The organism is Arthrobacter pigmenti (genome assembly GCF_011927905.1).
In the GTDB taxonomy this organism is placed as follows: domain Bacteria; phylum Actinomycetota; class Actinomycetes; order Actinomycetales; family Micrococcaceae; genus Arthrobacter_D; species Arthrobacter_D pigmenti.
This window is the reverse complement of record NZ_JAATJL010000001.1, coordinates 3,404,307-3,426,823: the sequence shown is the minus strand read 5'-3', so window position 1 is coordinate 3,426,823 and position 22,517 is coordinate 3,404,307. Positions and strand designations below refer to the sequence as shown.

22 protein-coding genes are annotated in these 22,517 nt (G+C 63.8%); 13 read left to right on the top strand and 9 right to left on the bottom strand.

Translation table 11 applies throughout. From position 1 onward, the window contains the following. Positions 1-39: 39 nt before the first annotated feature. On the top strand, positions 40-1,215 hold the full coding sequence (locus tag BJ994_RS16120) for an MFS transporter (protein ID WP_167996065.1): 1,176 nt from the start codon (positions 40-42) through the stop codon (positions 1,213-1,215). 67 nt (positions 1,216-1,282) lie between these two features. Beyond that, on the top strand, positions 1,283-2,461 hold the full coding sequence (locus tag BJ994_RS16115) for a polysaccharide pyruvyl transferase family protein (RefSeq protein ID WP_167995438.1): 1,179 nt from the start codon (positions 1,283-1,285) through the stop codon (positions 2,459-2,461). On the opposite strand, the gene BJ994_RS16110 is transcribed toward BJ994_RS16115, so the two are convergent. After that, positions 2,462-2,848: a hypothetical protein gene (locus tag BJ994_RS16110; RefSeq protein ID WP_167995437.1), complete on the bottom strand. Its 387-nt coding sequence runs from the start codon at positions 2,846-2,848 to the stop codon at positions 2,462-2,464. It abuts the gene before it with no gap. 200 nt (positions 2,849-3,048) lie between these two features. Between BJ994_RS16110 and BJ994_RS16105 the strand changes: the two genes are divergently transcribed. Next, positions 3,049-3,645 carry an LURP-one-related family protein gene (locus BJ994_RS16105; protein ID WP_167995436.1) on the top strand — a complete coding sequence of 199 codons (597 nt, stop codon included), beginning with the start codon at positions 3,049-3,051 and terminating at the stop codon, positions 3,643-3,645. Positions 3,646-3,660: 15 nt separating this feature from the next. Here the strand turns inward: BJ994_RS16105 and BJ994_RS16100 are convergent, their stop codons facing one another. From BJ994_RS16100 to BJ994_RS16075, 6 genes are read right to left on the bottom strand one after another with little or no spacing between them, the layout of a single operon-like run. Continuing rightward, positions 3,661-4,464: an HpcH/HpaI aldolase family protein gene (locus BJ994_RS16100; RefSeq protein ID WP_209066937.1), complete on the bottom strand. Its 804-nt coding sequence runs from the start codon at positions 4,462-4,464 to the stop codon at positions 3,661-3,663. Then, complete coding sequence (gene hpaH / locus BJ994_RS16095) at positions 4,449-5,234, bottom strand: 2-oxo-hept-4-ene-1,7-dioate hydratase (protein ID WP_167995435.1); 786 nt, start codon at positions 5,232-5,234, stop codon at positions 4,449-4,451. The genes BJ994_RS16100 and hpaH overlap by 16 nt, the downstream gene beginning before the upstream one ends. Before the next feature lie 2 nt (positions 5,235-5,236). Continuing rightward, entirely contained in the window at positions 5,237-6,310 is a 1,074-nt protein-coding gene (gene hpaD / locus BJ994_RS16090) for a 3,4-dihydroxyphenylacetate 2,3-dioxygenase (RefSeq protein ID WP_167995434.1), read from the bottom strand. A gap of 41 nt (positions 6,311-6,351) precedes the next feature. After that, entirely contained in the window at positions 6,352-7,893 is a 1,542-nt protein-coding gene (gene hpaE / locus BJ994_RS16085) for a 5-carboxymethyl-2-hydroxymuconate semialdehyde dehydrogenase (protein ID WP_167995433.1), read from the bottom strand. 25 nt (positions 7,894-7,918) lie between these two features. After that, the gene (locus tag BJ994_RS16080) at positions 7,919-8,608 is read right to left on the bottom strand and encodes an FCD domain-containing protein (protein ID WP_167995432.1); all 690 of its coding nucleotides are present in this window, start codon (positions 8,606-8,608) and stop codon (positions 7,919-7,921) included. Continuing rightward, a complete protein-coding gene (locus BJ994_RS16075) occupies positions 8,601-10,112 on the bottom strand; it encodes a fumarylacetoacetate hydrolase family protein (protein ID WP_167995431.1) in 1,512 nt (503 codons plus the stop codon). The genes BJ994_RS16080 and BJ994_RS16075 overlap by 8 nt, the downstream gene beginning before the upstream one ends. 207 nt (positions 10,113-10,319) lie before the next feature. Between BJ994_RS16075 and BJ994_RS16070 the strand changes: the two genes are divergently transcribed. Continuing rightward, positions 10,320-12,203: an FAD-dependent monooxygenase gene (locus tag BJ994_RS16070; protein ID WP_167995430.1), complete on the top strand. Its 1,884-nt coding sequence runs from the start codon at positions 10,320-10,322 to the stop codon at positions 12,201-12,203. On the opposite strand, the gene BJ994_RS16065 is transcribed toward BJ994_RS16070, so the two are convergent. Then, on the bottom strand, positions 12,200-12,961 hold the full coding sequence (locus BJ994_RS16065; protein ID WP_167995429.1) for a hypothetical protein: 762 nt from the start codon (positions 12,959-12,961) through the stop codon (positions 12,200-12,202). The two genes, BJ994_RS16070 and BJ994_RS16065, sit on opposite strands and share 4 nt — an antisense overlap. A gap of 7 nt (positions 12,962-12,968) precedes the next feature. After that, positions 12,969-13,331, bottom strand: a complete 363-nt coding sequence (locus BJ994_RS16060) for a PadR family transcriptional regulator (RefSeq protein WP_167996063.1) — start codon at positions 13,329-13,331, stop codon at positions 12,969-12,971. 273 nt (positions 13,332-13,604) lie between these two features. Here BJ994_RS16060 and BJ994_RS16055 point away from each other — a divergent pair, with 273 nt between their 5' ends. The 9 genes from BJ994_RS16055 (at position 13,605) to rpsF (ending at position 22,489) form a co-directional block, all read left to right on the top strand. Then, positions 13,605-14,588, top strand: a complete 984-nt coding sequence (locus BJ994_RS16055) for an ATP-binding cassette domain-containing protein (RefSeq protein WP_167995428.1) — start codon at positions 13,605-13,607, stop codon at positions 14,586-14,588. Positions 14,589-14,632: 44 nt separating this feature from the next. After that, positions 14,633-15,433 carry an ABC transporter permease gene (locus tag BJ994_RS16050; protein ID WP_167996062.1) on the top strand — a complete coding sequence of 267 codons (801 nt, stop codon included), beginning with the start codon at positions 14,633-14,635 and terminating at the stop codon, positions 15,431-15,433. 118 nt (positions 15,434-15,551) lie between these two features. Continuing rightward, positions 15,552-16,727, top strand: a complete 1,176-nt coding sequence (locus BJ994_RS16045) for a YncE family protein (RefSeq protein ID WP_167995427.1) — start codon at positions 15,552-15,554, stop codon at positions 16,725-16,727. Between the two features lie 204 nt (positions 16,728-16,931). Continuing rightward, positions 16,932-17,879 carry an ABC transporter ATP-binding protein gene (locus BJ994_RS16040; RefSeq protein ID WP_167995426.1) on the top strand — a complete coding sequence of 316 codons (948 nt, stop codon included), beginning with the start codon at positions 16,932-16,934 and terminating at the stop codon, positions 17,877-17,879. A gap of 2 nt (positions 17,880-17,881) precedes the next feature. After that, positions 17,882-18,763, top strand: coding sequence for an ABC transporter permease (locus BJ994_RS16035; protein WP_167995425.1), 882 nt, complete (start codon positions 17,882-17,884; stop codon positions 18,761-18,763). A 24-nt stretch (positions 18,764-18,787) separates the two neighbouring features. Beyond that, positions 18,788-20,038 carry a sensor histidine kinase gene (locus tag BJ994_RS16030; protein WP_167995424.1) on the top strand — a complete coding sequence of 417 codons (1,251 nt, stop codon included), beginning with the start codon at positions 18,788-18,790 and terminating at the stop codon, positions 20,036-20,038. Then, positions 20,035-20,718 (top strand): response regulator, encoded by a 684-nt coding sequence (locus BJ994_RS16025; RefSeq protein WP_167995423.1) that lies wholly within the window; start codon positions 20,035-20,037, stop codon positions 20,716-20,718. The genes BJ994_RS16030 and BJ994_RS16025 overlap by 4 nt, the downstream gene beginning before the upstream one ends. Positions 20,719-20,734: 16 nt before the next feature. Then, positions 20,735-22,018: a M18 family aminopeptidase gene (locus tag BJ994_RS16020; RefSeq protein ID WP_167995422.1), complete on the top strand. Its 1,284-nt coding sequence runs from the start codon at positions 20,735-20,737 to the stop codon at positions 22,016-22,018. A 165-nt stretch (positions 22,019-22,183) separates the two neighbouring features. After that, positions 22,184-22,489 (top strand): 30S ribosomal protein S6, encoded by a 306-nt coding sequence (gene rpsF / locus BJ994_RS16015; protein WP_167995421.1) that lies wholly within the window; start codon positions 22,184-22,186, stop codon positions 22,487-22,489. The last annotated feature ends 28 nt before the right edge of the window (positions 22,490-22,517 follow it).

The window sequence follows — 22,517 nt, the reverse complement described above, 5'->3', positions numbered from 1 at the left end:
GCATACGGTTTACAGGTGCAGAGCAACGTCAATCCGGCCATGTGGGCCACCTTTGGAATCTTCGGGCTCAATGGCCTCGTCTTCGCCAGCTGGGCAGCGAGGATACCGTCCGCGTCCGACGCCCTCGGCCTCAGTGACGGCCAGACCGGCGCGCTCCTGCTCGTCGCCGCAATCGGCTCCCTGATCTCGCTGCCGCTCGCGGGCGGTATCGCCGCACGGATCGGAACCGCGAACACCGTCCGGGTGGGCGGCATCGCGGCCACCGTCGCGGCGTTGACCATCGCCGGCGGTCTGATCCTGGCATCCGTTCCGGTTTCGGCTGTAGGCCTCTTCATCTTCGGTCTCGGGATTGGCCTGTGGGATGTCGCGCAGAACCTTGAGGGTGCCGACGTCGAGCGCCGTCTCATGCGCACCATCATGCCGAAGTTCCACGCCGCCTTCAGCGGGGGCGCATTCATCGGGGCGATGGCCGGCGCCGGCCTCGCGGCGCTCGGAGTGGACCTTTCCACCCACCTGATCGGCGTAGCGGTCCTGGTCCTCGTGGTGGCGCTGTGGATTCCGCGCTACTTCCTGCCCGAGCACGCCCACGCCGAAAAGCACGACGACCACGCAGCCCCCCGCAGCCGGTTCGCCGCCTGGACGGAGCCGCGCACGCTCCTGATCGGCCTGGTGGTCCTGGGCGCCGCGCTGACCGAAGGCGCAGCGAACGACTGGGTGGCAAAGGCCAGTGTGGACGGACTCGGCACGTCAGAGGCCGTTGGCGCACTCATGTTCGGCATCTTCGTGGCTTCGATGACGCTGTTCAGGTTCGTCGGCGGCGGACTGATCGACCGGTATGGCCGCGTGCGGGTGCTCCAGTTCAGCCTCGCTGCCTCCCTGGTTGGGCTGGTTCTGTTCGTCCTCGCGCCGAACGTCTACCTCGCCGCAGTCGGCGCTGTGCTGTGGGGGACCGGAGCCGCCCTCGGATTCCCGATGGGCATGTCCGCCGCAGCCGATGATCCCCGTCACGCAGCCGCCCGCGTATCCGTAGTGTCGACCGTCGGCTACATGGCGTTCCTGGCGGGGCCACCACTCCTGGGTTTCCTCGGCGACCAGGTGGGAATCCGAAACGCACTACTCGCTGTCGGCGTTGCTGTGCTCGCTTCGTTCCTCGTGGCACCGGCCGCGGCAGAGCGGCCAACCCAAGCGTCGGAGCGGTCGCGCGCGGAGTCCTGACGCCGTCGTCGTAACCGGTTTGTGACCGATGTAACACCAACCGGTAGGCAGGGTAGGATTTTCCCTTGTGAAACCGTCCCTCGTGTACCTGATTTCCTGCGCCGGCCACCCGAATTTCGGTGATGAAATGATCGCGGCGGGCTGGCTGCGCCTCCTGGCGGAGCGATACCCGGAGACGGACGTCTGGCTTGATTGCCCGAATCCGGGGACGGCGGAGCTTTTGTTCGAGGGCATTCACCCCCGCGTCCACTTCACGAATACGCTCTGGCGGCTTTGCTGGGACGCGCATACGCAAAGATCCGGCGATATTGCCGGCTACGTCTCAGGGAAGGTGCGCAACTTCGGGTCGCCCTTCGTTGATCTGGGAATTGAGAAACTGCGCCAGGCCGACAGTCTGCACCTACTCGGTGGTGGCTATCTCAACGCGATCTGGCCCGCGAACGCCGGGTTGATCGCAGCGATGGCCACTGCGCAGGAGCTCACGGGCTGCAAGCTGTTCGGCACGGGCCTCAGTCTCGTTCCGTTCAATGAAGACGCGGCGCACTTCGAAAATGCGTTCGAGAAGTTCGATTACGTCAGCGTCCGTGACGCGCCAAGCGCTGAGCGTTACGGCATCCGGCAGGGGCTCGACGACGCATTCCTCAGCATCGAGCATGAGGTGGAACGCGGGCTCGCCCGTAACGACGACGCCGACCTGGTGGTCTGCCTACAGCCGGACCAGACCACGCCCGAAGAGTTTGAGGCCGCAGTACAAACCGCTCGGCCGGTTGTGCAGGCAGCGCTCGAGGCCGGACAGGTGGTCAAGTATGTTGAGGGAATCCCGGGCACCGATCACGCCGGTTTCGACGCCCTCAAGGACCTGATCCCGGTGGAGAACTTCATCCCGTTCTCGTCGGTGTGGAAGGACGGACTGCCGCTACGGGAGAATCAGACCTGGGTCACCACGCGCTTCCATCTCCACTTCGCTGCCGCTGCTGCGGGTGCGCACGGGATGGCGATCGGCGTGAAGGAGAACTACTACGACATCAAGCACGGAACGCTGCTGGAACTCGGCACCGGCTGGGCGTACGGCACCCACACTTCGCCGCCCGAGGAGCCGATGGGCGGCACAGCGTTCCGGAACGGCCTGCGCGCGCGTGTGGCCGAGAAGCGGGTGGAAGCGGAGAGGCTTTACCCGGTGGTTGCAGCACCGGAGGAGATCCAGCAGGAGCCGAAGCCCCGCTGGTTGGAGCGCTTGCGCCGCTAGCTACTCGCGCGTGCGGTTTCGATCCTGCTCCGTGGTGTCTACATTCGGATCCAGTTCATCAGCCCGCCGCGACTGCTCCTGCGTCTCTTGCCGGAGCCCCTGGGCGTCGGATTGCCGGTGCTCGGCTTCCTTGCGTAACCGTTCGGCGTCGACCTCGGCCTGCTCGGCGTCGGCCGCAGCGCGGTTGGCGCGCACCTCCCTCTCGCGGGCTTCCAGGTCTTTCGCCTGTGCGTCTTCACGGATTTCGTTGGCATGATCGTGGTCTTTCCTCCGCTTCTCCTGTACGTGCGCCTGTTGGCGCTTTCGTCCGAGGAACACAACCAATCCGATGATGAGCAGCAGGATGACGATCCCGATGATGATCCAGATCCACGTCATTGCGTCCATTGCCTTCGCCTTTCGTGTCTGCGGCCCGTGCTGTGCGCTTGGTCGGCGGCATGTGCTGCGAGCCGTGGAGCGGCGCCCGGATGGACGTCGTGTAGCTACTCTCGACCTGTACATGAGGGTCGTCAAGGAGTTGCGTTGTATCGGGCCGCATTATGCGTAGGCTCGAAGAAGACATCAGCCCTCTTTAAGGAGAACATTCCGTGGCATCAGCGCAGCCGATCGAACGCTTTGCCGTCGCGCAGAAGATCACCATGATGGTGAACCGGTACGAAATCCGTGCCGTTGATGCAGCCGGCAAGCCGGGGGAGCTGATGGCCTTTGCGCAGCAGAAGCGTATGGCGTTCAAGGAAGAGGTCAGGTTCTTCGCGGATGAGTCCAAGAGCGTGCAGCTGTTTTCTTTCAGGGCGCGTCAGCGACTCGACCTCGGCGCAACCTACGACGTTCTGGACGCCCAGGGCCAGGTGATCGGGAGTTTCCAGAAGAAGTTTGGAGCTTCCCTGTTCCGGTCAACGTGGACACTTGGCCTGCCCGGACAGTTCGAGGCGGTGGGCAGCGAGCGGAGCCAGGGCGTCGCCATTGCCCGCCGACTCTGGGAAATGCTCCCTTTCCTGGAGGCCATCCCCTCCCCGTTCCGGTTCCACTTCGACTTCGTTGATCCGGCGGGGAACGTGGTGATGACCTCCGAGCGCGGCCGTTCCCTCCGCGACCGCTACGACGTCACGGTGCCCGGCGCCCAGATCGACTGGCGGGTTGCCGCCGCGATGGCCGTGGCGCTGGATGCGCTGCAGTCCCGTTAGCCGTTACGTCGCGCGTCAGTAGCTGGCGGGGGCGCCGTCGTCGTTCTTGTTGACGTACTGCTCCGCGAGGGATTCCGAGCCCCTCGCCAGCAGCGCGACGTCGGCCCCCACCAGAATGAAGTCCGCGCCCTGATCCAGGTAATGCTTTGCAGTGTCGGGGTTGAAGGCGTTGACCCCGGCCGGCTTCGTCGCGGCTTTCGCCGCTGCGAGGCAGTGCTCGACGGCGGCACGAACCTCCGGGTGTTCCTGCTGACCCAGCACTCCCATGGAGGCGGCGAGATCGGAGGGTCCGAGGAAGATGGCGTCCACGCCGTCCACCCTCAGGATGTCCTCTACCGCAGCGACTGCGGCCGCGGATTCGATCTGCACAGTCACGCTGATGGTTTGCGCGGCGCGGGCCAGGTAATCCGGCACACGGTTCCAACGGGCGGCCCGGGCCAGGGCCGAACCGACGCCGCGCACACCGTGCGGCGGGTAGCGGGTGGCCGCCACCGCAGCTTCGGCCTCCGCCACGGAATGCACCATGGGGATCAGCAGATTCTGCACGCCGAGGTCGAGGTACTGCTTGATCAGCACGGTGTCATTGACGGGCGGGCGGACCATCGTGTGGATGGGGTAGCCGTGGATCGCCTGTAATTGGGCGAGCACCGATTCGAGTCCGTTCGGGCTGTGCTCAGCATCCACCAGGAGCCAGTCCAGGCCGGAACCGGCGCAGAGCTCCGCGATCAGCGGGCTTCCCGAGCACACCCACATTCCCGCGAGCGGCCGGTTGGCCTCCGCCAGTGCGTCACGGAAGGTGGCCTCTAGTGGAAGTGGCATGTAACTGCTCCCAACGGTCCGTAGTCAGCGTGGATGGTGTCGCCCGCGTGCACCCAGAGCGGCCGCGTGAAGGAGCCGGCGAGGATGATGTCGCCCGCTTTCATCCCATCACCGTGGGCGGCGATCTTGTTGGCGAGCCAGTGCACTCCGTTTGCCGGGTGGTCGAGGACGCCGGCAGCAACACCGGTTTCCTCCACGGTCTGGTTCTTGTAGAGGATGGCTGACACCCAGCGGAGGTCGACGGCGTCGGGCTTCACCGGCCGTCCGCCCACCACCATGGCGCCCATGGCGGCGTTGTCGGCGATGGTGTCCACGATGGTCCTGCCCTCCATCTCGATGCGGGAATCGAGGATTTCAAGGGCAGGGACAACGTAGTCCGTGGCGTTGAGCACGTCGAAGATGGTGCACCCCGGCCCCATGAGCGCGTCCTTGAGGACGAACGCGAGCTCCACCTCTACGCGCGGATGGGTGTACTTGTCCCACTCCACGGAGCAGCCCGTTTCCAGCACCATGTCGTCGAAGATGGCACCGTAATCGGGCTCGGTGATGCCGGTTGCCGCCTGCATGGCCTTCGACGTCAGCCCGATCTTGCGCCCGACCAGCGCTCGTCCGGCTTCCTCGTTGCGGCGCCGCCACAATTGCTGGACCGCGTAGGAGTCCTCCACCGTCATGTCCGGGTAGCGGGCGGTCAGGCGCGGCACAGGGGTACGGGTTCGCCCGGCGTCCACGAGTTCGTCCGCGATGGCCTCAATGGTTTGGGGATCCAGCATGGCTACAGCTGCGATCCGAGCTTGAAGCCCATTTCCTCGCCGGGCTCACGCGTGTAGGAGAACCCGTCCGCGCCGATGGTGACAGCCATTTCGCTCTTCTCCTCGCGTTCGATGACGGGCTGCGGGTTGCCGTCCAGGTCCAGCACCAGCGAGGCCTCCGTGTACCAGGAAGGTACAACGGGGTTGCCCCACCAGTCGCGGCGCTGGTTGTCGTGCACATCCCAGGTGACCGTAGGGTTGTCCGGGTCGCCTGTGTAGTAGTCCTGGGTGTAGATCTCGATGCGGTGATCGTCCGGGTCGAGGATGTAGAGGTAGAAGGCGTTGGAGACGCCGTGCCGCCCCGGCCCGCGCTCAATCCTGTCGCTAATGCGCAGTGCGCCCATCTTGTCGCAGATCTGGATGATGTTGTGCTTCTCGTGGGTGGCGAAGGCAACGTGGTGCATGCGGGGACCATCGCCACCGGTCAACGCGGTGTCATGCACTGTCTGCTTGCGGTGCATCCACGCGGCGTAGGTCACGCCGTCGGAATCCTTGATGTCCTCGGAGACGCGGAAGCCAAGGTCTTCCAGGTACCTACGGCCACGGGGGACATCTGTGGTGACCTGGTTGAAGTGGTCCAACCGGACCAGTTCGCCCGCGGAGTAGAGGTCATAACGTTGGGTGAGGCGTTCAACATGCTCCACCTCGTAGAAGAACTCGTACGGGAAGCCGAGCGGATCCTCCACCCGGACCGAGTCGCCGATTCCGTTGGTGAACCCGTCCTTCCGGCGCTCGGTACGGCAGCCCAGCTCCTGGTAGTACGCCTCGGCGGCGTCCACTTCCTCGGGGCTGCGGACCCGGTAGGCGAAAGCAGCGACGGCGGCAACCGGCCCCTTGCGGAGCACCAGGTTGTGGTGGATGAACTCTTCGAGGGGACGCAGGTAGATGGTGCTCTCATCCTCCTCGGTGACGTGCAGGCCGAGGACGTCGACGTAGAACTCCCGCGACTTCGCCAGATCGGTGACGACAAGCTCCATATACGCGCAGCGGACAATGTCCGGTGCCGGGGCCGACGGGGTCGGTACGAAGTTGGTCATGAAACTCTCTCTTCTTTGAGCTGTGTTGAGCGGGGGAGGGATCAGCCTTCAGTGCTGGCGGCGTCGTCAACGCTGCCGAACTTCGGCGTGTGCACGGCGCCGAGCGTGATGTGCACCGCCTGCTGGTCCGTGTAGAAGTCAATGGAGCGGTAACCGCCCTCGTGGCCCAGGCCGGATGCTTTCACTCCGCCGAACGGGGTGCGCAGATCGCGGACGTTGTGGCTGTTGAGCCACACCATCCCCGCCTCGACGTTCTGCGAGAAGTTGTGGGCGCGGGTCAGGTTCTGCGTCCAGATGTAGGCGGCCAGTCCGTACTTCGTGTTGTTCGCCAGGGCCAGCGCCTCGTCGTCGTTATCGAAGGGGGTGATAGCCACAACGGGACCGAAGATCTCCTCCTGGAAGATCCGTGCCTCGGGTGCTACGTCGGCAAACACCGTCGGTGCGATGTAGTTGCCTTCGGGGAGGTGCTCGGGACGGCCGCCTCCGGCGAGCAGGCGCCCCTCGGACTTCCCGATCTCCACGTAGGAGGCCACCTTCTCGTAATGCTCAGGGTGGACCAGGGCACCGACCTGGGTTTTGGGATCATGTGGGTCGCCGACGACTATGGTCTTCGCCCGCGCTGCGTACCGCTCACAGAACTCGTTGTAGATGGCCCGCTCCACGAGAATGCGGGAGCCTGCGGTGCAGCGCTCGCCGTTGAGCGAGAAGACGCCGAACAGGGCTGAGTCAAGAGCGGCGTCGAGGTCGGCGTCAGCAAAGACCACGCATGGCGACTTTCCGCCAAGTTCCATCGAGAGACCTTTGAGGTTCTCGGCGGCGTTGCGGAAGATGAGCTGCCCGGTGGTGGTTTCGCCCGTGAAGGAGATCAGCGGTACGTCAGGGTGTTTGACCAGGGCGTCCCCGGCTTCTTCGCCAAGGCCGTTCACAAGGTTGAAGACGCCGTCGGGGAGGCCCGCATCCTTGAAGATCTGCGCCCACAGTGACGCCGAGAGCGGTGTGAATTCGGCGGGCTTCAGGACCACGGTGTTGCCGGTTGCCAGTGCGGGCGCCAGCTTCCAGGATTCCAGCATGAACGGGGTGTTCCAGGGGGTAATGAGGCCCGCAACGCCGATCGGCTTCCGGTTGACGTAGTTGATCTGTGAGCCTGGAACCTTCATGGCGTCGTCGAACTGGGCAACGACCAGGTCCGCGAAGAAGCGGAAGTTCTCGGCGGCGCGGCGGGCCTGTCCTTTTGCCTGCGTGGTGGGCAGCCCCGTGTCAAAGGTTTCAAGTTCGGCCAGGCGGTCTTCCTGCGCTTCGACCGCATCAGCGATCCGGTTCAGGACGCGCGCCCGCTCGCGGGGCTTCATCCTCGGCCATGGACCGTTGACGAAAGCTTCGCGCGCCGCAGCCACAGCGCGGTCAATGTCCTCTTTCTGGCCGGCCGCTGCGGTGGCGTAGTTGCCGTTGGACACCGGATCAAGGACGTCGAAGGTTTTGCCGCTGATCGAATCGACAAATTGCCCGTCGATGTAGTGCTGGATGTGCGTCGGCAGATCCTCGGGAACGTAGTGAGTGTTGGTTGCAGGGGATGTGTTCGTCATCGTCTCTTCCTGACTGGCTGGAAATTTACTGGGTTGTGGTTGGAGCCTGCGCGAGGTAGGCCTCAAGGGTGGCAGCGCGATGCCGGCGGGCCTCGTGTTCGATGGCGTCGGCGTCGGCATTTGTTTCGATGAGGTGAAGCAGCAGCTCGTGTTCGAGCACTGATTCCTGGGCGCGGCCGGGCACAAAACGGAACGTCGATGACCGCAGCGCGGCAAGTCGGTTCCAGCCGCGGTGCACAAGGTCCAGGATGTGCGGATTGGGGCAGTGCTCAAACAGGATGCCGTGGAAGTCCTGGTTCAGTGCCGTGAAACGGTCCGGATTGAAGTGCTCAAGGCACTCCCGCATTTCCTCGTTGACGGCACGCGCACGCCCTATCGCCACGGAATCGATCAGCGGTGCCGACAGGGCCGTGGCTGCACCTTCAACGATGCTCAGCGTCTGCATGGTGTAGAGGTATTCGGTGGGATCGATTCCCGAAACGGTGGCGCCGACATTCCGTTCGAATGTCACCAGCCCTTCGGCTTCCAACCTGCGGATCGCCTCACGCACGGGAACCACGCTGACCCCGAGACTGTGGGCAATTCTCGCGAGCACCAGCCGGTAGCCCGGTGAGTAAGTGCCATTGACTATCCGCGCCTTGACGGCGGCGTAGGCCTGCTCGGACTTGCTGCCCGGCTTCGCTTCTTCGTGTACGACGACGGCGGATTCAGTCACCGATTTTCCCTTCCGCGGGCTTCGATTGCGTTGAAGCCCACTCCCGGTACTTGGCCTTCCATTCAGCGTTCATGGGGAACAGCCCGTCCACGCTGTGGCCTTGCTTGACCATCTCGAAGATGTACGTCTCCTCGTTCTCCTGTTGGATACAGTCATCCGCGAGTTCCCCAGCCAGGGCCGGGGGGATCACCAGGATCCCGTCGGAATCGGCCACGATAATGTCGCCGGGCTGAACGGTTGCTCCACCGCATGCAATGGTGATGTCGGTGTCCCAGGGAACGTGTTTGCGGCCCAGCACCGCTGGGTGCGGGTTGGAGAAGTAGGTTGGCATCTGAAGTTCAGCGACGGCCGTGAAGTCGCGGACGCCGCCGTCGGTGATGATGGCTGCCGCACCGCGCACCTGGGCGCGGAGCGCCAAGACATCACCTACTGTGCCCGTGCCTTTCTCTCCGCGTGCCTCCATGACGATGATCTCGCCGTCGTTCACTGAATCGATCGCACGCTTCTGGGCGTTGAAGCCGCCGCCGTGGGACTTGAACAGATCCTCGCGGTTGGGCACGTACCGGAGGGTGCGCGCGGTTCCCACCACGCGGCTTCCCGGACGGGTGCTCTGCAAGCCGTCGATGCTCACGTTGTTCAGTCCGCGTTTGCGAAGCTGCGAGGAAAGGGTGGCGGTGGCGACGCTTTCGAGCTTCTTCTTCAGCTCCGGCGTCAGGGCTTTCGCGGCGGGTTCCAACCCTGCGGCTTCGCGCGAGCCGTAGGCCTCTTCCCGCTGGGTGTCATCTGTCCTGGGAAGCGCGCCGAAGTCCGCGAACGGCGTCGTGCCTTCGGTGATTCTCGTGGTGAGCCTGCCGCTCCTCAGGTCCCCGGCGCTGACTTCCACCTCGACCACGTCTCCCGGTTCCGCCACGGAGGCGCCGGCAGGCGTACCTGTGAGGATGATGTCTCCGGCTTCGAGCGTCAGCAGCTGAGAGAGGTCCGCAATCAGCCGGTTGAACGGGAACAGAAGATCTTCCGTTGTGTCGTCCTGCACCAGATCGCTGTTGTGCCATGTGCGGATGCGCAATTTGGCAGGGTTTACGTCGCCTGCGGGGATAAGGGCGGGACCAACCGGTGTGAAGCCGTCGCCCCCCTTGGAGCGAAGGTTGGAGCCCTTGTCCGCGTAGCGCAGGTCATAAACGCCGAGATCGTTGCTGGCGGTCACCCACTGGACGTGGCTCCAAGCGTCCTCAGGACTCGCTCGCCGTGCCGGCTTGCCGATGATGAGGGCGATTTCGCCCTCATAGCCGAGAAGCTCGCAGCCGGCCGGGCGCTCGACCACGCCTGGATTCGAAGGGGAACCGAGAGCCAACGACGACGACGGCTTGAGGAAGTAGGAGGGCTGTTCCGGTGTGCGTCCCCGCTGGGCCGCCCGGCTGGGGTAATTGATGTGGACGGCGATGACCTTGCGGGTCCGGGCCAGCAGATCGTCGGTGAGGTCCTGCGGTTGGGACTCCAGAGTCACAGCGCCTCCTTTTGGTCGAATGCGGTATCGTACCTAATCAGGTACGAAATCATATACGAAGTCTGCCGGAGCATCAGGCAGGCGTCAACCCGTCCTTGTGGTCCAGCTCATAGTTGTCCTACAGTATGTGCCAAAGCAATGGCTCGACTATTGAACGCATTGTTCAAATAACGAACTCAGCTCCACGAAGAAGTGAGGAAGAAGCCCGTGCAGTTTCATCACCACGGTTACGTATCCGGTGACCCGCGAGTTGAACCGGCGGCAGGCGTCGGGCTGAACCGTCCAAAGGATCTCCCGGATGAGGTAGACGTGCTCATTGTCGGAAGCGGGCCAGCAGGCATGCTCGCGGCCGCCCAGCTTTCCCAGTTTCCCGGGGTCACCACGCGGATCGTGGAACGGCGCGGCGGAAGGTTGGCGATCGGCCAGGCAGACGGCATCCAGGCCCGAAGCGTCGAGACCTTCCAGGCGTTCGGTTTCGCCGAGCGCATCACAGCCGAGGCGTACCGGATCACGGAGATGGCGTTCTGGAAGCCGGACCGTGCTGACCCCTCACGCATCGTACGGACTGCCCGCACGGAGGACGACCCTACGGGGATCAGCGAATTCCCCCACCTCATCGTCAATCAGGCGCGCGTCCTCGACTACTTCGCGGAGTTCATGGCTAACTCGCCCGCGCGGATGGCGCCGGATTATGGGCTCGAGTTCCGCAGCCTTGAGGTCGCCGGAGAGGGTGAGTACCCGGTCACCGTGACCTTGGGACACACCACCGGCCCCAATGAGGGTGAGGAGCGGACGGTCCGCGCCAAGTACGTCGTCGGTGCTGATGGAGCGCGCAGCAAGGTCCGCGAGGCGATCGGCTGCACGATGGCGGGCGATAAGGCGAACCACGCGTGGGGCGTCATGGACGTCCTCGCGGTCACGGACTTCCCCGACATCCGCCTCAAGTGCGCCATTCAGTCCGTCTCCGGCGGCAGCATCCTCCTCATTCCGCGTGAGGGCGGGCACCTGTTCCGGATGTATGTGGACCTTGGAGAGGTGCGTCCGGATGACGCCGGAGCCGTCCGCCGCACCACCATCGAGGAGATCATCCAGAAGGCCAACGCGATCCTGCATCCCTACACGCTGGACGTACGCAGCGTCGCCTGGCACAGCGTGTACGAGGTAGGTCACCGGCTGACTGACCGGTTCGACGACGTGATCCTGGCTGAGCTCGGCACCCGGACGCCGCGCGTTTTCATCACCGGAGACGCCTGCCACACGCACAGCGCAAAGGCCGGCCAGGGCATGAATGTCTCGATGCAGGACGGCTTCAACATCGGCTGGAAGCTGGGGCACGTGCTGGAGGGCCGCAGCCCCGAATCCTTGTTGGCCACCTATTCAGCGGAGCGGCAGGTAGTTGCGAAGAACCTGATCGACTTCGACAGGCAGTGGTCCACGCTGATGGCCAAGCGCCCCGAGGAGTTCGAAAATCCATCCGAGCTCGAGGACTTCTACGTGCGCACCGCAGAGTTCCCTGCCGGATTCATGACCGAGTACGCGCCCTCGATGGTGGTCGCTGAGCCTAAGCACCAAGAGCTGGCTACCGGGTTCACCATCGGGAAGCGCTTCAAATCGGCTCCCGTTGTGCGTGTGTGCGACACCAATCCCGTCCATTTGGGCCATCAAGCCAAGGCGGATGGTCGCTGGCGCATCTACGTCTTCGCTGACGAAGCGCTTCCGGGCACGCCGTCACCGGTCGGGGACTTCGCGGCGTGGATAGCGACTGCGCCGGACTCACCGCTGACAGCCACCCCCGAGGGAGCGGACCTTGACGCCTGGTTCGACGTCAAGGTCATCTACCAGCAGGATCACCCGAGCATCGACATCAACGCTGTCCCGGAAATCTTCAAACCACAGGTCGGCCCGTTCGGGCTCAACTATCTGGAGAAGGTGTTCGGCGTTGATCCGGCTGAAGACATCTTCGAGCTGCGCGGCATCAGCCGCGATGGCGCCGTCGTCGTCGTTCGTCCGGACCAGTATGTGGCGAACGTGCTGCCACTGACTGCGACCGACGAGTTGGCTGCTTTCTTCGAACCGCTGCTGGTCCGCTAGGCGGGCAGGAGAGCGAGGGTTGCAAATACGGCGGTGTAGATGGGGATGATCCAGAATACGGCAGAGGACGCCAGGCGGGATCGCAGTGGTTTCCGCTCGGTGGTTCGCTTCAGGGGTGACGTGACGGGGTCTTCGACTCCGCCGCGCTTTCTCCTCAAATCGGAGAGTTGCCCCGCGACCCCGAAAAGAAGGACGGTCGTCCCCGCCGCAAACGTGGGCCACGCCGGGAACTGCGCGAGCGTGACGTCGTCGAGCGAGACAAGCGCAACGAGCATGGCCACCAGAAGCATGGAATGAACGACGATGGCGGCGATGGGCCTCCTGACGAAGGCCCGGAGCAGCCACTCGAGTTGCGTGGTGAGAAGTATCAGCGCTCCGAGCACAAGCGCGACGACAACGGCCTCGCCCAACGAGAAGAGCACCGGCCCGCCGCTATTGATTGAGCGAAGCCCGTCCAGAACGGCGGCCGAGCCGGCAAGCTGCACGGCAAGAGGTGCAGCGGCACGGAACGCACCCGTTGACAGATCCGGTGGCAGCTTCAAGGAGCGTGCGTACTCAACAGGGTCACCGAAGGCATCATGCGCGTTCTGGCCGCTGTCCGCGCAGTGGGAATTCACTTCCGAGAGCGCGTCGCCGATCCGCTTGCCGCTCACCCCGGTCAACCGGAGTTCAAGGATCAGTTTCTCGGCCCACTCCTCTTCCACCGCTGGAGCAAGCTCGCGCTCGAGCGCATAACGATGTCGATTAATCGCTTTCATTGGTGACCTACCCATGCTGATTCCCCCTGTTTTCGTTCTGTGTTGAATTGAGGAGCGCGGACACAGCGTTTGAGAAGCGTTTCCAGTCTTCGGTGCTTGAGTTGGCCTGCTCCCGGCCCGTGGCGGTGAGGGAGTAGTACTTCCGGCCCGGTCCGCCTTCGCCGGCCCGCCATTCGATGGAGACCAGCCCGTCCTTCTCCAACCTCCCAAGCAGGGGGTAGAGGGTTCCGCCCTTGATCTTTCCCAGTCCTGCAGCGGTGAGGCGTTGACTGATGACGTATCCGTACGTCGTCTCGCCGACGAGGATGTTGAGGACGCACGGCATGAGCACGCCCCGGAGCCATTCGCTCGGCCACTCACTCTCGTTCATCACCTGTACATCGTTACACTGACTAGATAGACATGCAACCTACGTGGTACACGCGGATCGTTGCCTTGCGGGCGTCCATATGTCTACAGTGTGAACATCTACTTGAATGCATTCCCTTCCACCGGCGCCCCAGCGTGAGTTGCCAACTGATTGAGAAATCCCAATTAGTTGGTTATGCTGCTGGAGGCCGTTCGAGATTGGGCTCCGCTCCTGCGGACCGAATCTGTCCGCAATGCTCTTAATCCCACGACTGTAGAAACCTAGGGTTGACCCATGACAATCATCCAGGCCGAGGGTCTGACGAAGACATATAAATCGAAGAGCGGTCCCGTGCATGCGCTGGCGGGCCTCAACCTTTCGGTTCCGCAGGGAACTGTGAAGGCATTGCTCGGGCCGAATGGCGCGGGTAAGACGACGGCAGTGAAAGTTCTCACCACCCTGATCAAGCCGGACGAAGGTTCCGCACACATCGATGGGATCGACGTCGTCCGCAACCCGAAGGCTGCCCGCCGCATCATTGGGGCGTCCGGCCAGTACGCCGCGGTGGACGAAAACCTGACAGGGTTCGAGAACCTTGAGATGGTCGGCAGGCTCTACCACCTGGGAGCCAGGACCGCCCGCAAGCGGGCACAGGAACTGATCGACCAGTTCGAGCTGACCGAAGCCGGCAATCGCCCGGTGAAGGGGTTTTCCGGAGGCATGCGCCGTCGGATCGACCTCGCCGGCGCACTGGTGATCAATCCCAAGATCCTCTTCCTTGACGAACCCACCACCGGGTTGGACCCGCGGAGCAGGCTTGCGCTGTGGGAAATCATCAACAACCTGGTGAAGGAGGGCACCACGCTGCTGCTCACCACTCAGTACCTTGAGGAAGCGGACCACCTGTCTGACGACATTGCTGTGATCGACGGCGGCAAGGTCATCGCCGAAGGCACCTCGGACCAGTTGAAGGCGCAGATCGGCGGCCACCGTGTGGTCGTCACGCTTGTCAACGAGTCCGACGCCGGTACCGCCCGCGAAATTCTGGGCCGCCATGGCGACGGCGAGCCGATCGTAAACGACCGCACCGTTGAGGTGTCCGTGATCGAGGGACCGCGCGCGCTGCAGTATGTGCTCGCCGATCTCGGTCAGGCGGGCATCGAACTGCACGACGCCGGGATGCGGCGGCCCAGCCTCGATGATGTCTTCCTGAAACTCACAGGGCATCGGGCTGAAGAGGAAGTCCCCGAAAACGCAGAGATGGAGAAAGCACAGTGAGCGTCCTTACTCAGGGAGTCCGATCGGGCATCGAACCGGCCCGAATGAGTGCAGGCGCCATGTGGTTATCTGACGGATGGACCGTAACCAAACGAAACCTGATCAAGATCAAACGATCCCCGGACATGCTGATTTTCGCAGTTCTGCAACCCATCATGTTCGTACTGCTGTTCAGTCAGATCTACGCCGGATCCATACAGGTCCAAGGCACCGATTACGTGCAATATTTGATGGCAGGCATTTTCGCCCAGACGGTCGTCTTCGGTTCCACCTTCTCCGGGGCGTCCATGGCGCAGGACCTGAAGCTGGGAATCATCGACCGCTTCAGAACTCTGCCCATGAGCTCGTCGGCGGTGCTGATCGGCCGTACGGTAAGCGACCTCGTTCTGAACGCCATTTCCATGCTCATCATGATCGGCACAGGCTTCCTTGTTGGGTGGAGGGTCAACACCTCGGTTCCGGAGTTCCTTGCCGGGGTTGGCCTGCTACTGCTGTTCTCGTTCGCGTTCAGTTGGGTAATGGCGCTGCTCGGGATGATGGTGAAGTCAGCTGAGACGATCAACAATGCCTCATTTATGATCCTCTTCCCGTTGACGTTCATCTCGAATGCCTTTGTGCAGCCCCAGAACCTTCCGGCTCCTCTCGAGACCTTTGCCAATTGGAACCCGGTATCTGCCCTCGTGCAGGCGGCCCGTGAGCTATTCGGAAACGTTGGTACGGCACCCGTGCCTGACGCCTGGCCAATGCAGAATGCCATCCCGACGGTACTGATAGGCGCTGTACTGATGCTCGCCATCTTTGTGCCGCTAGCCGTGAAGAAGTACAAGTCCATCAGCTCACGCTGACTCTCTGCACCACGGATACTTCGAGCGGGCGCTCAGAACCCTTTTCGCAAGAGAATGGTTACTGGCGCCCGCTCGGTGCGCTTCCCGGAGTAGACGACGCGCAGGCGACAATGGATGCATGCTCCGCCGCGTCGTCGTCGTACTCTGCCTGCTCCTGATGAGCGCGTGCACGGCAGTGCCGGTTGATGCGCCGTCTGAATCTCCTGAGCCGGCCGAGCCGTCGTTATCGGTCGAAATCTCCAGACCGCCGCTGACGGAGCCTCCGGTTTCCGTTCAGACGCCGGACGTTGCCAAGCCGCCTGCCGCTGAGCCGGATCTTGTCCTCGCCACCGATGCTTCAGGCGACAGCGTCCTGCTGATTGATCCCGCCGATCGGGAGAACCCGGTCCAGGACACTATCCCGGTCGGTGCTGCACCGTGGGATGTGTACGTGGCGGCTGGGCAGGCGTTTGTCTCCACAGCGGAAGGCGTCGCCGTCGTCGATCTCGACCGGCGAGCACGTACCGCTTTGATCCCTCATGCGCATCAACCCGCGCGGGTCGAGTTCGGGGAGTACCGGCCCGGCGGAACCGGAATCGTGGCCAGTGATGACGGCAGCACCGTGTATGTCGCCGTCGTCGTCGCGGGCGGTACGTCGGTGCTGGAGAAGATCGACGTCGCGGCAGGACAGTCAATCGCAAACGTCGAGGTGGGACTGCGCCCCTTCGACATCCTCCTCTCGGATGACGGCTCTGAGATCTATACGATCGATCACGATTCGTTCTCGGTTCACATTGTCGAATCCGGTACGTTCGCTGCCCGACGGATTGAAGTCGCCCCTTTCGGCACGGAGGGTGGCCTGGCCTCGTGGGAGAAGCCCCATTACGGCGCGATCGACGACGACGGCAACCTCCTCCTGCCCCACCAGGGGCTGGCGCTCGCCGTCGTCGATCCGGCCACCGGCACCGTTGCTGTGGAGGAGATGACGGCGAATTCTCATCAGCACGGTGCGGCCTATACCGACGGGAAACTGCTGGCGATCGGCACGGGCGCGTTCGGGAACGCGACAGGGGAACCGAACCTGACCATCCGCGACCCGGCTATGGGCCGGGAGGAGATTGTGCCGCTCGACCGGCTCCATGAAACCGTGCTCCCGTGGACGGACGCCGCCGGCACCCAGTACGCGCTCCTCTCCGGTGGCTACACTCGTGACGGATTCTGGCCTGGCATCACGGCGGTCAACCTCGAAACACTCGAGCAGTACGAGATCGAAGTCTCCGGCCGCCCGCAGTCCCTGGCCTCAACCACCCCCTGAGCAACATCGAGCCGGCAGAAACAACTGGATTCCGCGGGGAACCCGTCATCAGCGCCCACTCGACGACGTTCGGGGTTCGCGGGGATCATCCTTTCGACGTACCGGCGGCCAGAGCAAGATCATCCCTCTGGGCGGCGTCGCGGTGCACACGGATAAGTAGGGTGGAAGTATTCCAAGAAACCCCTCTTCCCAAGGATGCCCACCATGATTGAGGCAGCAGAGCTGGCCAAACGCTACGGCTCCAAGACGGCCGTAGATCGCATTTCCTTCACCGTGAAGCCCGGCCAGGTGACCGGCTTCCTCGGCCCCAACGGAGCCGGCAAGTCCACCACCATGCGCATGATTGTCGGCCTGGATCGTCCCTCAGGCGGTGACGTCCGCGTCAACGGAAAGCACTACGCACAGCATGCGGCACCACTTCGCGAAGTCGGCGCACTGCTCGACGCGAAAGCCGTCCACACCAAGCGCAGCGCCTACAACCACCTTCGCGCGATGGCCGCGACCCACGGGATCCCCAACAGCCGGGTCAAGGAAGTCATCGACATGACCGGCCTCGGCCCTGTCGCCAAGAAGCGCGTCGGGGGGTTCTCCCTCGGTATGGGCCAGCGCCTCGGCATTGCCGCCGCGCTACTCGGTGACCCGCACACCGTCATCCTCGACGAGCCGGTCAACGGTCTCGACCCCGAGGGCGTCCAGTGGGTCCGCCACCTTGTCAAAGGGTTGGCTTCCGAGGGCCGCACGGTCTTCCTGTCCTCCCACCTCATGTCGGAGATGGCGCTCACCGCGGACCACCTCATTGTGATCGGCCGCGGCAGGATCATCGCCGACGCACCGATCAGCGAAATCATCGCGGGCCAGGGCCAGTCACGCACCCGGGTCCGCACCGAGAATCCGGGAGAGCTGGTCAGGGCCCTGGCGGCCGACGGCGTCACCACCCAGCAGCTCGAGCCCGAACTCCTCGAAATCACCGGTGCCGATACGCGCCGGATCGCGCAGGCGGCCCTCGCCAACCAGGTGCTCGTCTACGAACTCACGCCGCTGCAGGCGTCCCTTGAAGAGGCCTACATGCAACTCACGGGCGATGCAGTCGAGTACCACTCACATGATCTTCCGCAGGCCCCCGCCGGAGCCGGCGCCCAGGGAGGAAAGTAACCATGGCACACACAGCTACGGCGAGCGCGCCGCAGACTACAACCGCATCGCGCCGCACCACCACGGGATCCGGAGTCAGCTTCGGACGAGTCCTGAAGTCCGAATGGATCAAGGTCACCACGGTCCCCTCCACAGTGATTCTGCTGGCAATCACCTTGATAGTCATGGTTGGTTTCGCAGCACTTTTCGCCTGGCAGACCACGGTGCTCCTCGATTTCCAGTCCGACCCGGAGATGGCCGCCCAGATGCAGGGTGCACCAGATGCCACCTCCATTGTTTCCACCATCCCGGGCTCCGGCGTCGTATTCGGACAGCTCCTTATCGGCTCCCTCGCGGTGGTCCTGATCGCTTCCGAGTGGGGAACGGGCATGATCCGGTCCACCATGGTCGCCGTCCCGAAGCGCATTCCGGCGTTGCTTGCCAAGCAGCTTGTCTTCGCCCTGATCGCCTTTGTTCTCGGAGCGGGATCCGCCTTCCTCGGTTACCTTGTGGCTCAGCCGATCCTGACGCCGTCTGAACTCAACTTCAGCCTCGGCACTGACGGCGTCCTGCTGCACATCATCAACACCGGCTCGGTTCTGGCGCTGGTCGCTGTCATGGCGATGTCCATCGGAACGCTCCTGCGCAACACGGCGGGCGGCGTGGTCACCACGATCGGCTTGCTCTTCGTTGTGCCGATCCTCGTGATGACGCTTCTTGCCGGCATTGCCGACTGGATTCCCGACGCCGCCCGGTTCCTTCCTGATGCGGGTGCCGCCCAGATGGTCGCCATCGACATCGCCGACGGCGCCCTCAACCAATGGCAGGGTGCACTGGTCCTCGGCGGCTGGGCCCTGGGTCTCCTGCTGATCTCCCTGCTGGTCACGAAGAAGCGCGACGTCTAGGCACGCGCACAATAAGCTCACTCCATGAGTGAAAAGACCTCGGTGAAGGGGACGGCGGAACGAACGGCTGCCGTCTCCTTCACCGAGATTAACGCACGACGGCTCGGCCCCATCCGCCGGTTCTTCCGTAACCGTCCGCGGGTGATGGACGCCGTCGTCGTACTGCTCTTCCTGCTTGCGAGCGTCCCCAACGTCTTCTTCGCCGCAGAGGTACCGACGGGCTGGTGGAGCGTGCTCCCGATCGGCGTAGCGGCCGTCATCCTGGCTTTCAGGCGTAGCCGGCCGCTGATCGTGCTCGCGCTGTTGTGCGCTGTGGAACCCTTCGCGCTACTGCTGTCGGAGGCGCGTTCCAGCGTCGGCATCGCCATCTGGTTCGCCCTGTACGTGGTTGCCGTTTCGCACAAGATCCGCGTCGCGATCGGCGCGCTCATCGGCGCCCTTGTCATCTCGATCGCGCCCCTGTGGTTCACGCCGAACATGATGCCGGACGAGTTTCCCTTCCTGATCTGGGTTGTCATGGGTTTCATCGTCATGTGGTACGCCGTCGCGATGGGCGTCGGCGTGAGCGTCCGGCGCGAGCGCAAGCACGAGAACGAACTCCGCGACTGGGCGGACCGCAACGCCGAACTGGCGTCAGCGAATGAACGCAACCGGATCGCACGCGAGATGCACGACGTCGTCGCCCACTCCCTCTCAGTGATGGTCGCGCTCTCGGATGGCGCCGCCGTCGTCATGAAACGAGATCAGGACCGTGCGCGCCAAGTGCTCACTGAGCTTTCCGCCACCGGCCGGACAGCGCTCGCAGACATGCGCAGGGTCCTGGGCGTCCTGAGGGAAGGGCCCGACGCCGCGCCGCTGGCTCCGCTCCCGGCTACGGGATCGCTCGCCAGCCTCCTTGATGGCTTCCGCGCGGCGGGCCTGCCCATTCGTGTCCAGTTGAGTGGTCCCGGGTTGCCGGGAGATCCGGCCTTCGAACTGACTGTCTACCGCATCATCCAGGAGTCACTGACCAACGTGCTGCGGTACGGCAAGGCGGTAACCACCGTTGACGTTGCGATCGCGCGGGTGGGAAGTACGGTGAAGGTCCGTGTGTCCGACGACGGCCGTGGCGCCATGGAGCCCGCCGCTTCGATTGGAACGGGGCAGGGGATCGCGGGCATGCGCGAACGTGCAGCGATTTACGGCGGTACCGTGAAGTGCGGACCCGGACCATCCGGCGGCTGGGTGGTTAGCGCGGCACTGGAGATACCCCAAGAGCAGGAGAAAACGGCGTGAGTGAACCGACCAAAGTCCTTCTCGTGGACGACCAGCCGCTTCTGCGCATGGGCTTTCGCCTCATCCTCGAGGGTGAAGAGGACATGCACATTGTCGGCGAGGCATCCGACGGCGCGGAGGGCGCCCGGCTCGTCGGCAGCCTGGCTCCCGATGTCGTCCTCATGGATGTCCGCATGCCGGTGATGGACGGCATCGAAGCGACCCGGCGCATCACAGCCTCCGGATCCTGCGCCCGGATCATCATTCTCACCACGTTCGACCTCGACGAGTACGCGTTCGCCGGACTGCAGGCCGGCGCCTCGGCGTTCCTGCTCAAAGACGTGGCGCCGGACGAACTGGTGCGCGCCGTGCGCGTGGTCGCGAGCGGTGACGCCGTCGTCGCTCCCCGGATTACCCAGCGCCTGCTCGAGACGTACGTGCGCTCCAAACCGGACGCGCCAAAACCGCCCCGCGATCCGCTGCTCGCGGACCTGACGCCGCGGGAACTGGAAGTGCTGGAGGCGATCGCGGAGGGGCTCTCCAACGCGGAACTGGCCCACCGCTTCTTCCTCTCCGAAGCGACGGTGAAGACGCACGTGCGGCGGATTCTCACCAAGCTGCACCTGCGCGACCGCGTTCAGGCCGTGGTGTACGCCTATGAGACCGGTCTGGTGACGCCAAGCCAGGGGCTGGATTTCTAGCGCTAGGGTGGAATGCATGACTGCCGCTCACGCCCACATTGCTGATCTCGGCGCTTACGTCAGCGCCTCGCCCTCGAGTTTCCACGCCGCCCATGAGGGTGGCCGGCGCTTACAGGCAGCAGGATTCACCCGGTTGCTCGAGGAGGACGCCTGGGACGGCGGGCCCGGCCGTTACTTCGTCATCCGCGACGGCGCGCTGATCGCCTGGCGCACCCCGGCCGCTGCCACGGAGACCACCGGCTTCCATATCCTCGGCGCGCACACCGATTCGCCGTCCTTCAAGCTCAAGCCCAAGCCGACGATCGGCCGACACGGCTGGCTTCAGGCCGGCGTCGAGGTTTACGGTGGGCCGCTGCTGAACTCCTGGCTGGACCGCGAGCTTGCGTTTGCGGGTCGTCTGGTCACGCACGACGGCGCCGAGCACCTCGTCCATACCGGCCCCCTCCTGCGTTTTCCGCAGCTCGCGATCCACCTCGACCGCGCAGTCAATGACGGGCTGAAGCTGGACAAGCAGCAGCATATGAACCCCGTCTGGGGGCTTGGCGACCCTGCGCGGGCTGACCTGCTGCAGCTGCTGGCGGTGGACGCGGATCTGGAGGCGGCGGAGGTCGGCGGGTTTGACGTCATCGTCGCCGACACCCAGGAACCCCGCGTCTTCGGCGCAGACGGTGAGTTCTTCGCCTCGGGCCGGCTGGACAATCTCTCCTCGGTGCACGCCGGGCTTACCGCCCTGATCCACGCGACAAAGCACGACGACGACGGCGCTCCCATCGCCGTGCTGGCCGCCTTTGATCACGAGGAAGTGGGCAGTGCCTCACGCTCCGGTGCGAGTGGACCGTTCCTTGAGGACATCCTGCACCGGATCTCGGCCGGGCTGGGAGCTGACACCGAAGCGCGGAGGCGGGCTCTGGCGTCGTCGTTCTGTGTCTCCGCCGACGCCGGCCACGCCGTTCACCCGAACTACGCAGAGCGGCACGACCCCGCGAACCACCCGGTCCTGAACGGCGGGCCGCTGCTGAAGATCAACGCCAACCAGCGGTACACCACGGACGCACCGGGCGCTGCATATTGGGCAAGGCTGTGCCGCGACGCCGGAGCGCCGTACCAGGAATTCGTATCGAATAACGTGATGCCGTGCGGGTCCACCATCGGGCCGCTGACGGCCACGCGCCTGGGAATCCGGACGGTCGATGTCGGAGTGCCGCTGTTGTCCATGCATTCAGCGCGCGAACTGTGCGGAGTTGAGGACCCGTACCAGCTCACGCGGATCACGGAACGCTTCTTCTCGACCACGATCTAGTTGTCCACAGCCGGTTCGGAGCGGCCCGTTAATTCGGATAGTATTGATGAGTTCGTGCCTGCGCGGAACCGCGGAAATGTGCGGTTTCGGGGCCGAACCAACGCAAAAGAACCTCCTGTTGCGGAAGGACCGCGACCGTTTAGCCCAGAGGAGGTGGGTTCACAAATGCGTGCTTATGAACTGATGGTAATCATCGACCCCGATGTCGAGGAACGTACCGTTGAGCCAACACTCGAGAAGTTCCTGAACGTTGTTCGCAATGGTGAAGGAACCGTAGACAAGGTAGACATCTGGGGACGTCGCCGCCTGGCTTACGAAATCAAGAAGAAGGCCGAGGGCATTTACGCCGTCGTCAACTTCACCGCTACTCCGGCTATCGCTGCTGAACTTGACCGCCAGCTTGGTCTGAATGAGACCATCCTGCGCACCAAGATCATCCGCCCCGAGGAGCAGAAGGTTTCTGCCGAGTAATTTCGGCTTCAAAAACCAGGTCCACCCC

Excerpts from the sequence above, each read along its gene's own strand:
- BJ994_RS16120 (WP_167996065.1), top strand. The coding sequence starts at position 40 with ATGTGGGCCACCTTTGGAATCTTCGGGCTCAATGGCCTCGTCTTCGCC.
- BJ994_RS16055 (WP_167995428.1), top strand. The coding sequence starts at position 13,605 with ATGACAATCATCCAGGCCGAGGGTCTGACGAAGACATATAAATCGAAG.
- BJ994_RS16060 (WP_167996063.1), bottom strand. The coding sequence starts at position 13,331 with ATGAACGAGAGTGAGTGGCCGAGCGAATGGCTCCGGGGCGTGCTCATG.
- hpaE (WP_167995433.1), bottom strand. The coding sequence starts at position 7,893 with ATGACGAACACATCCCCTGCAACCAACACTCACTACGTTCCCGAGGAT.
- hpaH (WP_167995435.1), bottom strand. The coding sequence starts at position 5,234 with ATGCTGGATCCCCAAACCATTGAGGCCATCGCGGACGAACTCGTGGAC.
- BJ994_RS16110 (WP_167995437.1), bottom strand. The coding sequence starts at position 2,848 with ATGGACGCAATGACGTGGATCTGGATCATCATCGGGATCGTCATCCTG.
- BJ994_RS16100 (WP_209066937.1), bottom strand. The coding sequence starts at position 4,464 with ATGCCACTTCCACTAGAGGCCACCTTCCGTGACGCACTGGCGGAGGCC.
- BJ994_RS16065 (WP_167995429.1), bottom strand. The coding sequence starts at position 12,961 with ATGAAAGCGATTAATCGACATCGTTATGCGCTCGAGCGCGAGCTTGCT.
- BJ994_RS16035 (WP_167995425.1), top strand. The coding sequence starts at position 17,882 with ATGGCACACACAGCTACGGCGAGCGCGCCGCAGACTACAACCGCATCG.
- BJ994_RS16040 (WP_167995426.1), top strand. The coding sequence starts at position 16,932 with ATGATTGAGGCAGCAGAGCTGGCCAAACGCTACGGCTCCAAGACGGCC.
- BJ994_RS16050 (WP_167996062.1), top strand. The coding sequence starts at position 14,633 with ATGAGTGCAGGCGCCATGTGGTTATCTGACGGATGGACCGTAACCAAA.
- hpaD (WP_167995434.1), bottom strand. The coding sequence starts at position 6,310 with ATGACCAACTTCGTACCGACCCCGTCGGCCCCGGCACCGGACATTGTC.
- BJ994_RS16030 (WP_167995424.1), top strand. The coding sequence starts at position 18,788 with ATGAGTGAAAAGACCTCGGTGAAGGGGACGGCGGAACGAACGGCTGCC.
- BJ994_RS16045 (WP_167995427.1), top strand. The coding sequence starts at position 15,552 with ATGCTCCGCCGCGTCGTCGTCGTACTCTGCCTGCTCCTGATGAGCGCG.
- rpsF (WP_167995421.1), top strand. The coding sequence starts at position 22,184 with ATGCGTGCTTATGAACTGATGGTAATCATCGACCCCGATGTCGAGGAA.
- BJ994_RS16020 (WP_167995422.1), top strand. The coding sequence starts at position 20,735 with ATGACTGCCGCTCACGCCCACATTGCTGATCTCGGCGCTTACGTCAGC.